Source organism: Nocardioides malaquae (assembly GCF_015070385.1).
In the GTDB taxonomy this organism is placed as follows: Bacteria; Actinomycetota; Actinomycetes; order Propionibacteriales; family Nocardioidaceae; genus Nocardioides; species Nocardioides malaquae.
In genome coordinates this window covers 1-13141 of the sequence record NZ_JADCSA010000016.1, presented here as the reverse complement: position 1 = coordinate 13141, position 13141 = coordinate 1, and the positions used below count along the sequence as shown (strand labels likewise).

Genomic DNA, 13141 nt, shown 5'->3' with positions numbered 1-13141 from the left:
GTGGCGTGCGTCGCGGGGAGGTGTCAGCCCTCGAGGGCGGTGATCGCCTCGTGGATCGAGAGGGTCCGGCGCGCCGACTCGACGTGCAGGTTCTCGACCATCTTGTTCTTGTAGGTGACCACGCCGCCGTCGGAGGACTCGAACGCCTCGATCAGGCCACGGGCGTCCTCGACCGCGTCGGCGGAGGGGGCGAACGCCTCGTTGGCGCCCTCCACCTGGCCGGGGTGGATCAGGGTCTTGCCGTCGAAGCCCATCTGGCGCCCCTGCTCGCACTCGGCGAGGAAGCCCTCGGTGTTCTTGACGTCGTTGTAGACGCCGTCGATCACGGCGATGCCGGCGGCTCGCCCCGCGAGGAGCGCGGTGTGCAGCGACGGGAGGATCGGCGCGCGGCCGGGCACGTGCTCGGCGTAGAGCTCCTTGACCAGGTCGTTGGTGCCGAGCACGAAGGCGCCCAGGCGGTCGGAGGCGGTGGCGATCTCCAGGCAGTTGAGGATCGCGACCGGAGTCTCGACCATGGCCCAGAGCTTGGTGTTGGCCGGGGCGCCGGCTGCCTCCATGGCGGCGACGAGCTGGCGCACCTCCTCGGCGGAGTTGACCTTCGGCACGACGATCGCAGCGGGGCCGGCCTTCGAGGCGGCGGCGATGTCGTCGTCGTGCCACTGGGTGCCGATGCCGTTGACGCGGATGGTCACGGTGCGGCGACCGTACTCGCCGGACTCGACGGCGGCCACGGCCTTGCCGCGGGCCTCCACCTTGGCGTCGGGGGCGACGGCGTCCTCGAGGTCCAGGATCAGGCCGTCACAGGCGATGGTCTTGGCCTTCTCCAGCGCCCGCTCGTTGGAGGAGGGCATGTAGAGGACGGACCGCAGGGGGGTGAACTCAGTCATCTCGGGTGTCCTCTCAGTCCACGACGATCGCGTCGTACTTGGCCTTCAGGTCGGGGTCGATCGCCGCGAGCTCCTCGGCCAGCGCGACCATCACCTTGCACTGCTTCACGGAGGCGTCGTCCTCCATCTTGCCGTCGAGCATGACCGCGCCGGTGCCGTCGCCCATGGCGGCGATGACGCGGCGGGCGTGCTTGACGTCCTCCACCGACGGCGAGAAGACCTTGTTGGCGATCTTGATCTGCACCGGGTGCAGCGACCAGGCGCCGACGCAGCCCAGCAGGAAGGCATTGCGGAACTGGTCCTCACAGGCGACGGTGTCCTTGATGTCGCCGAAGGGGCCGTAGTAGGGGTAGATGCCGTGCATGGCGCAGGCGTCGACCATGCGGGCGATCGTGTAGTGCCACAGGTCCTGCTGGTAGGTGGTGCGCTCGCCGTCGTAGAGCGGGACACCGTCGGCGCCGCGCTCGGGATCCTGGCGGACCAGGTAGCCGGGGTGGCCGCCACCGACGCGGGTGGTCTTCATGCGACGGTCGGCGGCCAGGTCGGCCGGGCCGAGCGAGAGGCCCTGCATGCGCGGGCTGGCGGCGCAGATCTCCTCGATGTTGGCGACGCCGCGGGCGGTCTCGAGGATCGCGTGGATGAGGATCGGCTTCGTGATGCCGGCCTTGGCCTCGAGCTGGGCGAGGAGACGGTCGACGTAGTGGATGTCCTCGGCGCCCTGCACCTTCGGCACCATGATGACGTCGAGCTTGTCGCCGATCGCGGGCACGAGGGTGGTGAGGTCGTCGAGCACCCAGGGGCTGTCGAGCGAGTTGATGCGGGTCCAGAACTGGGTGGGACCGAAGTCGACCTCCTGGCCGATCTTCACGAGACCCTCGCGGGCGATCTCCTTGTTCTCGGCCTTGACCGCATCCTCGAGGTTGCCCAGGAGCACGTCGACGGTGCCGACCATGTCCGGGACCTTGGCAGCCATCTTGGGGTTGCCGGGGTCGAAGAAGTGGATCGCGCGGCTGGGGCGCGCGGGGATCTCGCGGACCGGCGCGGGGGCGCCGACGGCGAGCGGGGCGAAGAAGTCCTTGGCAGTGCGCATGCGCCGGAACATAACAGCGGATCCCTACCGGCAGGTATGACCCACCCCACCGTGGACCCCTCGCGTCAGGTCAGTCCGTCGGACCCCGACCTCGCCGCCACCACCGACGCGCCGGGGGCGGCGACGACGCTCGCCGCGCGAGGGCGGCACGTTGGGCCTCGATCCGGGCCGTACGCCGCGCGTGCCACCGCTCGACCTCCGCGTCGACGTCGCGCTGCCGGGTCACGACGGGGAACGCGGGCTGGTTGCCGACGGGAGGGGTGTAGATCGCCCGCCGCACCGCCGCGTTGAACTCCTCGACCGCAACTCGCACTCGCGCCTCGTCGGTGATCGCGTCGAGGCGGTCGTCGAGCTCGGCGTCGTCCTTGCGCAGCTGGAGGGCCGGCGGGAGCACGCCGGTGACCTGCTCGCGCTCGACGAGCTTCTTCAGCCACCAGTTCGGGTCGTGCTCGGTGCCGAGGCCCTCGAGGGGCTTGCCCATGCCGGGCAGGTTGTCGAACGCCCCGCGCTCCTGCGCGCGGCGGATCTGCTGCTCGACCCACTGGGTCTGGTGCTGGATCCGGGCAGCCGCGGCCGAGGAGCCGGTGCGGTCGTCGCGCTCCGGCTCACGGGGTCGGCGCTCAGGGCTACGTGCCATCCCCCTCGACGATACGTCGCGGCGCGAACCCATTCACGCGCTCGGAAGCCGTCAGCCGGTGACCACCGGCATCGCGTCCTCGGCGCCGGCGCCCTCGAACACGTCCTTCGGGGCGAGCAGCAGCAGGCCGGCTGCGACGAAGCCGGCGACGGAGCAGATGGCCCAGACCGTCATGTACCCCTCCAACGAGGCGTGCCCCGCCTGGGCGTCCTCGATCGACCCGGTCGCCGCCAGCGCGATGGCGAAGATCGACGACGCGATCGCGCCACCGACGGTCTTGGTCGCGTTGGTCATGCCGGTCGCGAACCCCGTGCGCTCGGGCGGCGCGGCGGCCGCAGCGGCGGCGGGCAGCGCGGCGACCAGCAGGCCCGAGCCCACACCCGCGAGCGCCATGTTGACCATCGCCTGCGCGACGGTGTCGTGCAGCGGCAGCCAGAGGGCGTACCCGACACCCACCAACCCGGCGCCGAAGACCAACGCGTTGCGCGCGCCCAGCCACCGCGACCACAGCGGCAGGCTGAAGGCGCCCGCTGCCATCGAGAGCACGTAGACCGCGATCAGGTAGGAGACCTGTTGGCTGTCGACGCCCAGGCCGTAGCCCAGGTCCTTCGGTGTCTGGGCGAAGGTCGACAGCGGGATCTGGGCCCCGAGCACCGAGAAGCCGAACAGAAAGGCGGTCAGCTGCAGCGGCCACTGCTGGGGCGAGGCGAGGAGGCGTACGTCGACCAACGGCTCCGCCAGCCGTGCCGAGTGGCGGGTCAGCGGCACCAGCAGGAGCAGGCCGGCCACGATCAGCAACCAGGCGATCGGGGAGGCGGGCCCCTCGAGACGGACCGCGATCAGGCCGGCCATCACCAGCGCCAGCGACGAGGTCACGAGCGCGAAGCCGCGCACGTCCAACCGGCCCGTCGAGGTGGGGGGCAGGTCGGCGATCCCGAACCAGATGAGCAGGCCGCAGAGCGTGACCACCACGGCCGGGATGCTCAGCAGGGCCGGCATCGAGAGCTGCTCGACCAGGGCACCGCTGGTCAGGGCGGCCACGATCACGCTGGTCTCCAGCACCCCCACCAGGATGGCGGCAGAGCGCCGGGTCAGCAGGCCTTGGCGGCCCGTGCCGGCCGTCATGCGGTAGACCATCGCGACCTCGATCGGCAGCCACACCACGTAGGCACCCTGCAGCGCCCAACCGACGAGGAACGTCGTGAAGGAGGGCGCGAAGACGATGATCCACGACCCGATCGCGGTCACCACGGTGGAGAGCAGCAACACCTGCTTGTGGCCGATGAGGTCGGCCATCCGCGCCAGCAACGGCACGCAGAGCGCCGAGACGATGAGCTGGGCCGCCTCGAACCAGTTGAGGTCGCCGTCGCTGATCGACAGGTGGTCGGCGATCTGCGTGAAGATCGGGGTGTAGAACCCCTGCAGCATGCCGCTGGCGAACTCCACCGCGGCGAGGAAGCCGACGACGGCCACCAGCCCCTGCACCGTCTGCTTCTTCATGGGCACGCTCATGGGCAAGTTCTACCCCGTCCCCGGGCCCGGCGGTGCGGAACGCCGCGCGAGTGTCGCGTCAGGTGAGTGCGCGCAGCAGCCGGGCGTACCACTCGACGCCGGCATCCAGGTCGGCCACGCCGATGCGCTCGTCGTGGGCGTGGATCGAGTCGCGCTGGGCCTTCGTCATCCGGAAGGGCGCGAAGCGGTAGACCCGCTCGCAGATCTCGGTGAAGGTGCGGCTGTCGGTCGCGCCGTTCTGCACGTAGGGCGACGTCACGGCGTCGGGGAAGACCTCGGCCACCACCTGCTCGAGCAGCGCGAACGCCGGGTCGTCGAGGTAGGGGGAGACGGGGCTGGGCTCGCCCGCCTCCAGCATGTCGACGTGCACGTGGTCGTCGTGCACGGCGCGGCGCACGTGCTCGGTCGCCTCCGCGACGCTCTCGCCCGGCATGATCCGCAGGTTGACCCCCGCCTTGGCGGTCGAGGCGATCACGTTCAGCGCCGGCGACCCCGACAGAGTGGTCACCGCGATGGTCGTGCGGGCCAGTGCGGCAGGCTCGTGACCGGCGGCCACCAGGGCGCGCGCCAGCACCGGCTGCAGCTGGGCGGCCCGGGCGAGCAGCGGCCTGAGCGGGCCGCGGGCGTGGGGCGCCAGCCGGGTGAAGAGCTCGACGGTGGGTGCGGGCAGGCGCGGGGAGAACTGGTGGCGCTCGAGCCGGGTGATGGCCCGGGCGATGCGCGCCGTGGGCCCGTTGCGGGCCGGGGTGGAGGAGTGGCCGCCCGAGCCGTCGGCGCGCAGCTGGAGGAAGGTCGTGCCCTTCTCGGCCACGCCGATGACGGCGACCGGCTTCGCGACCCCCGGGAAGGCGTCGTGCGCGACGGCCCCGCCCTCGTCGAGCACGAACCACGGGCGTACGCCCCGCTCCCGCAGCACCGCGACGGCCTCGGCGGCGTCGGGGCCGGAGACCTCCTCGGTCGCCCCGAAGGAGAGCCAGACGTCCTGGGCGGGGGTGAAGTCGGTGGCCAGCAGCCGCTCGACGGCCTCGCAGATGCCCACCACGCAGCCCTTGTCGTCGAGGGTGCCGCGGCCCCAGAGGAAGCCGTCGCTGATGACGCCGTCGAAGGCCGGGTGGGTCCACGTGGAGTCCTCGTCGACCGGCACCACGTCGAGGTGCGCCATCAGCACCACCGGACGCTCCTGCGACGCCCCACGCCAGTGCAGCAGCAAGCCGTGGGTGCCCACCCGGGTGAGCTCCAGGCGGCTGTGCACCAGCGGGAAGAGGTCGGCGAGCTCGGCCAGCAGACGGTCGAACTGCTCGGTGTCGACCGACGCGGGGTCGCGGTCGGAGACGGTCGGGATCTGCACCAGCCGCTGGAGCTTGCTGACCGGGGCGAGGGCGTCGGGGGTGCTCACGCGGGGAGTCTCCCACCGGACCGGTAGTCTTTGCCACGCCGACCCGCGCCCGCCACCCACGAGAGGTCTGCCCTTGCTCCTGGTGATCGCCGCCCTCTTCGCGCTCGCGGCGATCAGTCCCTGGATGCTTCTCCGATGGGGCCGGCGCGCGTTCCTGCCGGTGGCCGCGGTGCCGCTCGCGGCGACGGTCTGGTTGGCGACCTTCACGCCGTCGGTCGTCGACGGGCAGGTGCACACCGAGGTCGTCTCCTGGGTGCCGTCGATCGGCTTGGGCCTGTCGTTCGCGCTGGGTCCGCTGCAGCTGCTGCTCGGGCTGATCGTCCTGGGGATCGGCGCGGTCGTGCTGGCCTACTGCACCTGGTACTTCCACGACGACAGCGCCGGGGTGCCCCGGTTCGGCGGCGTGCTGGTGGCCTTCGTGGCCGCCATGCTGGGTCTCGTCCTGGCTGACGACCTGCTGCTGATGTACGTCTTCTGGGAGCTGACCACGGTCTTCTCCTTCCTGCTGGTGGGTCACGACCCCACCCGCCGCACCTCGCGCCAGGCGGCCATCCAGGCACTCATCGTCACCACGCTCGGTGGCCTCGCGATGCTGGTCGGCGCCCTGGCGCTGGCCCACGAGGCCGGCACGATGCGCATCAGCGAGATCCTCGCGGCGCCGCCGGAGGGCACCCTGGTGACCGTCTCGGTCCTGCTGCTCCTGGTGGGCGCGATCTCGAAGTCGGCCCTCTTTCCCTTCCACTTCTGGCTGCCCGCCGCGATGGCGGCTCCGACGCCGGTGAGCGCCTACCTCCACGCCGCCTCGATGGTGAAGGCCGGCGTGTACCTGGTGGCGCTCCTCGCTCCGGCCTTCGCCGACGTGCCCGGGTGGCGCGGCGTGCTGGTCGGCCTCGGCCTGCTCACGATGGTGCTCGGCGGGCTGCGCGCGCTGCGCCAGCACGACCTCAAGCTGCTGCTGGCCTTCGGCACCGTGAGCCAGCTCGGTTTCATGATGCTGGTGCTGGGCCTCGGCACGCGCTCGGCGATGCTGGCCGGGCTGGGCCTCGTGCTCGCCCACGCGCTCTTCAAGGCCACGCTCTTCCTGGTGGTGGGTCTCATCGACCGCACCACGGGCACGCGCGACCTGCGCAAGCTGACCGGCCTGAGTCGTCGGATGCCGTGGGTGGCCGCGGCGTCGGTGCTCGCCGCCCTGTCGATGGCCGGCATCCCGCCCCTGCTGGGCTACGTCGCCAAGGAGAGCGTCTTCGTGGCGCTCGTCGACGTCGCGGAGTACGGCGACGGCACCGGCCTCGACGGCCCAGCCGGGTGGTTGCTGCTCGCCGGGGTGCTGCTCGGCTCGATCCTGACGGTGGCCTACTCGCTGCGCTTCGTGTGGGGCGCGTTCGCCGACCGCGAGGTGGCCGAGGAGCTGCGCGACGTGGACGTCCCGGCGGGGTTCGCCGCGGGCCCGCTCCTGCTCGGCGTGCTCGGCCTCGCCGCCGGCTTCGCCGGACCGACCCTCACCACCGCGTTCGCCCCCCACGTCGAGTCGCTGCCCGAGGGCGTGCACCACGCCGAGCTCTCCCTGTGGCACGGGGTCGGGCTGCCGCTGCTGGCGACCGGCGTGGCGATCGCCCTCGGTGTCGTGCTCTTCCTGCTGCGGCGTCCGGTCGCCACCCTGCAGGGCGCGCTGGCGCTCGACCTCAGCATGGAGCGGGGCTACCGGGCCGGCATGCGGGGACTGGACCGTTTCGCGGTGGAGCTGACGGCCGTCGTGCAGCGAGGTTCGGCTGCGGCCTACCTCGCCATCATCCTGGTCGTGGTCGTCGTCGTGCCCGGTTCGACGCTGTTCCTCACGTTCGACTCCATCCGGGTGAAGGCTTGGGACACGCCCTTCCAGGCACTGGTCGGGGCGGTCATCATGCTGGCAGCCTTCATGGCCACCCGCTCGCGGCGCCGTCTGCGCGCCGTGCTCCTGGCGGGCGCCACCGGCTTCGGCGCGGCGGTCCTCTTCGTGATGCACGGCGCCCCCGACCTGGCGCTCACCCAGGTCCTGGTGGAGACCCTCACCGTCGTGGTCTTCGTGCTGGCCCTGCGACGGATGCCGGAGTACTTCACCGACCGTCCGCTGAGCGCCCGCCGCTACTGGCGGATGGCCCTCGCGGTCGCCGTCGCCCTGGCCGCTGCCGGCTTCATCCTCGTGGGAGCCAGCGCGCGCATCCACACCCCAGTCTCGCTCGACCTGCCGCGTCTCGCGGTGGAGTACGGCGGCGGCTACAACATCGTCAACGTCGTCCTGGTCGACACCCGCGCCTGGGACACCCTCGGTGAGATCGCGGTGCTGGTGGCCGCCGGCACCGGCGTGGCCAGCCTGATCTTCCTCGACGTGCGCGGCGCCGGCATCCGTCGGGTGCACGAGATCCCCTTCCCCGAAGGGGTGAAGAAGCACGCCACGGACGCCGGTCGGCGGGTCTGGCTGCCCGCGCCCCGCACCCTGGCGCCGGAGAAGCGGTCGATCATCTTCGAGGTCATCACCCGCCTGCTCTTCCACAGCATCATCGTGCTCAGCCTCTACCTGCTCTTCGCCGGGCACAACGCGCCCGGTGGCGGCTTCGCCGGCGGCCTGACCGCCGGACTGGCGCTGGTGATCCGCTACCTCGCGGGTGGCCGCTACGAGCTGGACGAGGCCGCCCCCGTCGACGCCGGCAAGCTGATCGGCGCCGGGTTGGCCTTGGCGGCCCTGGCGGCGCTCCTGCCCGTGGCCTTCGGCGGGACGATCCTGGAGTCGGCGATCCTCGACGTGGAGGTGCCGGTGCTGGGCAACGTGCACCTGGTCTCCTCGGCGCTCTTCGACATCGGTGTCTACCTGGTCGTCCTGGGCCTGGTGCTCGACCTGCTGCGCGGGCTCGGCTCGCAGATCGACCGGCAGGTGATGCGCGAGAAGCGTGACGCCGAGGCCGCCGAGTCCCAGACGACCGAGGCGGTGGCCCGATGAGACTCCCCGTCCTCCTCCCGAGCATCGACCCCGGCGGCGGCACCGTCGCCGCGACCGGCGAGGTCAACCTGACGATGGTGGCCGTGGCCGCAGGCCTGATCGGCTGCGGTGCCTACCTGTTGCTGGAGCGCAGCCTCTCCCGGGTGCTGGTGGGCCTGGTGATGATGGGCAACGGCGTGAGCCTGGCGTTCCTCGTCGCCGGCGGACCCGCCGGTCGCGCGCCGATCGTCGAGGGCACCGAGGGCACCTACGTCGACCCGCTGCCCCAGGCGATGGTGCTCACCGCCATCGTCATCATGCTCGCGACCGTCTCGTTCGTGCTCGCGATGGCCTACCGCTCGTGGCAGCTCACCGGGCACGACGACGTGCAGGACGACGTCGAGGACGCGCTGATCCGCACGATGGCCCGCAAGGACGTCGAGTCGGAGTCCTACCGCGCCGAGAGCACCGAGGAGGAGGACGTCGTGGCGGTGGCCTCCGACTTCACCGTCGAGGAGCTGGCCGAGGCCGCGGAGGCCGCCGAGCGGGCCGAGGAGCGTGCGGCCGCCGCTAAGTGGGCCGAGGAGAAGGCCGCGCTGGAACGGCGACAGGCCAAGCAGCGTGACGACCAGGAAGGAGAGCGGAAGTGAACTGGCTCGTCCCGATCCCCGTTCTCCTTCCGGTCATGGGCGCCGGACTCTCGCTCGTGCTCTACCAGCGTCCGCGACTCCAGCTGTGGCTCAGCGTCTCGGTGCTGGTCGCGATGGCGTCGGTGGCCGCCGTGCTCATGTGGCAGGCCGACACCCAGGGCCCGCAGACGTTGTGGATCGGCGCCTGGCCCGAGACGGTCGGCATCGTGCTGGTGGCCGACCGGTTGGCGGCGCTGATGCTGCTGGTGAGTGCCGTGGTCACCCTCGCGGTCCTCGGCTACTCGATCGGTCAGGGCATGATCGAGGACGAGGAGTCGGCACCGCTGTCGGTCTACCACCCCACCTTCCTGGTGCTGGTGGCCGGCGTCGCGAGCGCCTTCCTCGCCGGCGACCTCTTCAACCTCTTCGTCTCCTTCGAGATGCTGCTCTTCGCCTCCTACGTGCTGCTCACCCTGGGTGGCACGGGTCCGCGCATCCGGGCGGGCACGATCTACGTGCTCGTGGCGCTGCTGTCGTCGATGCTCTTCCTCATCACGTTGGCCGTCACCTACGCCGCCACCGGCACCCTGACCCTGGCCCACCTCGGGCAGCGCCTCGCCGAGCTGGACCCGGCGGTGTCGTTGATGGTGCAGCTGCTGCTGTTGACGACCTTCTCGATCAAGGCGGCCGTCTTCCCGCTCTCGTTCTGGTTGCCCGACTCCTACCCCACGGCTCCGGCTCCGGTCACCGCGGTCTTCGCGGGCCTGCTGACCAAGGTGGGTGTCTACGCGATCCTGCGGGTGCAGATGGTCGTCTTCCCCGACTCGCCCCTGACCGACCTGCTGCTCTGGGTGGCGCTGACGACGATGGTCGTCGGCATCCTGGGCGCCATCGCGCAGAGCGACATCAAACGTATGTTGTCGTTCACCCTCGTCAGCCACATCGGCTACATGGTGCTCGGCATCGCGGTGGCGGGCACGGCCGGCGTCTCGGGCACGATCTTCTACGTCGTGCACCACATCACCGTGCAGACGGCGCTCTTCCTCGTGGTGGGCCTGGTCGAACGGAGAGCCGGGTCGACGTCGTTGCTGCGCATCGGCGGCCTGGCCCGCATCGCGCCCCTGCTGGCGGTGCTCTTCTTCGTGCCGGCGATGAACCTCGCGGGCATCCCGCCCTTCTCCGGGTTCATCGGCAAGGTCGGCCTCATGGAGGCGACCATCGACCTCGGCACCCCGCTTGCGTGGGCGCTGGTGGCCGGTGCGGTGGTCACCAGCCTGCTGACGTTGTACGCGGTCGCGAAGACGTGGGCGGTCGTCTTCTGGCGCACGCCGGAGGAGGCCCACCAGGCGCTCGTCGACCTCAACGCGCTGGACGCGCAGCCGTCAATGACGCGGGTGAACCGGTCGACCGAGCACCGGGGTCACCTCCACACCCCGCAGGGTGTCGTGCCGGCGGCCAGCATCGCCGAGGCGCAGCAAGTGACCGACGCGGGCATCGACGAGCGTGACTTCCACCAGCTGATCGAGGCCGGTGAGGACACCCGGCACCTGCCCGTGAGCATGCTGGGTCCGGCGTCCGCGCTCGTCGCGGTCTCCGTGGTGCTCAGCATCGTGGCCGGGCCGCTGTACGCCTACGCCGACCGGGCCGGACATGACCTGGTGGAGCGCCGCACCTACGTGCAGGCGGTCCTGGGGGAGGACGAGCGATGAGTCCTCAAGTCAGGGTCACGCGCCGGGGCAAGGTCAAGCCGGTGCGCTACCGCGCCCTGCAGCCGTGGTCACTGCTGTGGTTGACCCTCTTCTGGGTGGGTCTGTGGGGCAGCATCACGCCCAACATCGTCCTGGCCGGCGTCGCGGTCGCGGTCGCGGTCTCGCTCGCCTTCCCGCTGCCTCCCATCGACCTCGGGGCCCGCGTACGCGTGGTGCCGCTGGTCTGGCTGGTGGCGCACTTCCTCTACGACATCGTGAAGGCCAGCATCCTGGTCTCGGTCGTGGTGCTGCGTCGCCGCCCGGTGCGCAACGCGGTGGTTGCGGTCGACCTGCGCTCCAACTCCGACTTCGTGCTCACCGCCGTCGGCGCCATGCTGACCTTGGTGCCGGGCTCGATCATCGTCGAGGCCCGTCGCTCCACCCACACGCTCTACCTGCACGTGCTCGACGTGGACACGCCGGACGAGGCCGCCGCGTTCCGTCGGGCGGCGCTCGAGGTCGAGGCCCGCTTCCTGCGCGCCTTCGAGCCGAAGCCGGGCACGGCGTTGGCGACCGAGGAGGCGGCCCGATGACCTACGTGTTGGTGGCGGCCGGTGGGTTGCTGGTGCTGGCCGGGGTGCTGCTCGTGGTGCGGATGACCGTCGGGCCGACCATCCTGGACCGCTCGATGGCGCTCGACGTGCTGATGTCGGTCATGGTCTGCGCGGTGTCGCTCAAGGCGATCCACCGCGAGGAGTCGTGGGCGATCCCCATGCTGCTCGCGTTGGCGATGATCGGCTTCGTCGGTGCGGTCTCGATCGCGCGTTACGCCAGCGGCGCCGAAGACATCGACACCCGCGACGACGAGCGCGACGACGAGGGGGTGGAGCGCCGATGAGCTGGGTCGACGTGATGGACGGCGCCTCCGCGGTGCTGCTGCTGGCCGGCTCGGTCTTCGCGCTGATCGCGGCGATCGGCGTGGTGCGCCTGCCCGACCTGCTGAGCCGGATGCACGCCGCCACGAAGCCGCAGGTCATCGGGCTGATGCTCGTGGTCTCCGGGCTCGCGCTGCGACTGCGTGACCCCTCGGTGCTGGCGATGCTCTTCTTCGTGGTGCTGCTGCAGATGGGCACCAGCGTGGTCTCCAGCCACATGGTGGCCCGGGCCAACTACCGCACCGGGCGCCTGCGCAAGGACCTCCTGGTGCTCGACGAGCTCACCGCCGAGCAGAAGAACTGGGAGGACCAGCGCGGGGCGCCCTGACGGGGCTGCTGATCCCGTGCCGCCCCCGCGTTGACCTCGGCGAGCTTGCCGGGTTGGCTGGACGCATGCAACAGACGAGCGACCGGCCCGGCGTGGGACGAACCTTCCGGTTCGATTTCACCGGAGAGGTCGACCACGACGCGGACACGCCGCTGGGGGAGCGGCACGACCCGTTGTTGACCTTCGCGATGACGGTGCTGGCCGCCAACAAGCAGGCACGTCTGGGTGGACGCCTCGCCTCCTTCGGGCGGGTCGAGGTGGCGCCCGGAGGCCGGGGCACGGTGGCCTCCGTGGTGACCGCGTGGTTGGACGTGCGGGCGGCGTCGGCGGTCGCGCTCGACGAGTTGGTGGCGACGATCCGTACGCAGGCGGAGCAGCGGGCGGAGCGGGACGGCACCCGGGTCGTGGTCACGCCGGAGGCTGAGTGGTGACCGTTCCGCTGGCTGTACCGGTGCTCCAGGGCACGCTCGTGCGGCTGCGGCCCCATCGGGAGTCGGACCTGGATGCGGTGCTGGAGCGTTGCCTCGACGCGGAGACCCAGCGGTGGACGACGATCCCCCTGGGCTACACGCGGGACATGGCGGAGGAGTACCTCGCGGGCCTTCTGGAGCCCTCGCCGGAGATCGCGTCGTGGGCCATCGAGGTGGAGGGACGCTACGCCGGAACGATCGACCTGCGCGCCATGCCGGTGGACGGCGGGGCGGGAGACCTGGGGTTCGTGACCCATCCCGCCTTCCGGGGGCGCGGCGTGATGACGGAGGCGGTCGGCCTGGTGGTCGGCCGGGCGCTGGACGCGTGGGGGTGGCAGCTCGTCCGGTGGCAGGGGCACGTGGGCAACTGGGGCAGCGCCAAGGCGGTGTGGCGCCACGGCTTCCCGGTGCCGGTCTACGTGCCCGACCTGCTGCTGCAGCGCGGTCAGCTGGTCGACGGATGGATGAGTACGTTGCGCCGGGAGGCTCCGCGCGCGCCCAGCGTGGCGTGGGACGAGGTCGTGGCCGCACTGGGCTGAGGTCGGGTGCGGTCAGGCTGTGGGTACTGCGCTCGGAGTCGTGGCGCGTGGAGGCGGGACGGGTGGTCGCGGGACGG

Annotated in this window: 13 protein-coding genes; 8 read left to right on the top strand and 5 right to left on the bottom strand. The window is 71.3% G+C overall.

Features of this window, described 5'->3' with window-relative positions; genetic code table 11:
* Positions 1-23: 23 nt before the first annotated feature.
* The 5 genes from IEQ44_RS14075 to IEQ44_RS14055 all read right to left on the bottom strand — a co-directional run bounded on the left by IEQ44_RS14075 (position 24) and on the right by IEQ44_RS14055 (position 5522).
* Positions 24-887: an HpcH/HpaI aldolase/citrate lyase family protein gene (locus IEQ44_RS14075; RefSeq protein WP_193639105.1), complete on the bottom strand. Its 864-nt coding sequence runs from the start codon at positions 885-887 to the stop codon at positions 24-26.
* Positions 888-900: 13 nt separating this feature from the next.
* The gene (locus IEQ44_RS14070; protein ID WP_193639104.1) at positions 901-1977 is read right to left on the bottom strand and encodes an HpcH/HpaI aldolase/citrate lyase family protein; all 1077 of its coding nucleotides are present in this window, start codon (positions 1975-1977) and stop codon (positions 901-903) included.
* Positions 1978-2047: 70 nt separating this feature from the next.
* Entirely contained in the window at positions 2048-2614 is a 567-nt protein-coding gene (locus tag IEQ44_RS14065) for a DnaJ family domain-containing protein (protein ID WP_193639103.1), read from the bottom strand.
* A gap of 51 nt (positions 2615-2665) precedes the next feature.
* Complete coding sequence (locus tag IEQ44_RS14060; RefSeq protein ID WP_193639102.1) at positions 2666-4126, bottom strand: MFS transporter; 1461 nt, start codon at positions 4124-4126, stop codon at positions 2666-2668.
* Between the two features lie 58 nt (positions 4127-4184).
* A complete protein-coding gene (locus IEQ44_RS14055; protein ID WP_193639101.1) occupies positions 4185-5522 on the bottom strand; it encodes a M20/M25/M40 family metallo-hydrolase in 1338 nt (445 codons plus the stop codon).
* On the opposite strand from IEQ44_RS14055, the gene IEQ44_RS14050 reads away from it, so the two are divergent.
* From IEQ44_RS14050 to IEQ44_RS14015, 8 genes are all read left to right on the top strand, one after another.
* Positions 5515-8496: a Na+/H+ antiporter subunit A gene (locus tag IEQ44_RS14050; RefSeq protein WP_319804686.1), complete on the top strand. Its 2982-nt coding sequence runs from the start codon at positions 5515-5517 to the stop codon at positions 8494-8496. The genes IEQ44_RS14055 and IEQ44_RS14050 overlap by 8 nt on opposite strands.
* Positions 8493-9125 (top strand): Na(+)/H(+) antiporter subunit C, encoded by a 633-nt coding sequence (locus IEQ44_RS14045; RefSeq protein WP_227487514.1) that lies wholly within the window; start codon positions 8493-8495, stop codon positions 9123-9125. The genes IEQ44_RS14050 and IEQ44_RS14045 overlap by 4 nt, the downstream gene beginning before the upstream one ends.
* Complete coding sequence (locus IEQ44_RS14040) at positions 9122-10813, top strand: Na+/H+ antiporter subunit D (protein ID WP_193639099.1); 1692 nt, start codon at positions 9122-9124, stop codon at positions 10811-10813. The genes IEQ44_RS14045 and IEQ44_RS14040 overlap by 4 nt, the downstream gene beginning before the upstream one ends.
* Positions 10810-11385: a Na+/H+ antiporter subunit E gene (locus IEQ44_RS14035; protein ID WP_193639098.1), complete on the top strand. Its 576-nt coding sequence runs from the start codon at positions 10810-10812 to the stop codon at positions 11383-11385. Before IEQ44_RS14040 ends, IEQ44_RS14035 begins: the two co-directional genes overlap by 4 nt.
* Complete coding sequence (locus tag IEQ44_RS14030; protein ID WP_193639097.1) at positions 11382-11690, top strand: MrpF/PhaF family protein; 309 nt, start codon at positions 11382-11384, stop codon at positions 11688-11690. Before IEQ44_RS14035 ends, IEQ44_RS14030 begins: the two co-directional genes overlap by 4 nt.
* The gene (mnhG, locus tag IEQ44_RS14025) at positions 11687-12055 is read left to right on the top strand and encodes a monovalent cation/H(+) antiporter subunit G (RefSeq protein WP_193639096.1); all 369 of its coding nucleotides are present in this window, start codon (positions 11687-11689) and stop codon (positions 12053-12055) included. The genes IEQ44_RS14030 and mnhG overlap by 4 nt, the downstream gene beginning before the upstream one ends.
* A 65-nt stretch (positions 12056-12120) precedes the next feature.
* Positions 12121-12486, top strand: coding sequence for a hypothetical protein (locus IEQ44_RS14020; protein ID WP_193639095.1), 366 nt, complete (start codon positions 12121-12123; stop codon positions 12484-12486).
* A complete protein-coding gene (locus IEQ44_RS14015; RefSeq protein ID WP_193639094.1) occupies positions 12483-13064 on the top strand; it encodes a GNAT family N-acetyltransferase in 582 nt (193 codons plus the stop codon). Before IEQ44_RS14020 ends, IEQ44_RS14015 begins: the two co-directional genes overlap by 4 nt.
* The last annotated feature ends 77 nt before the right edge of the window (positions 13065-13141 follow it).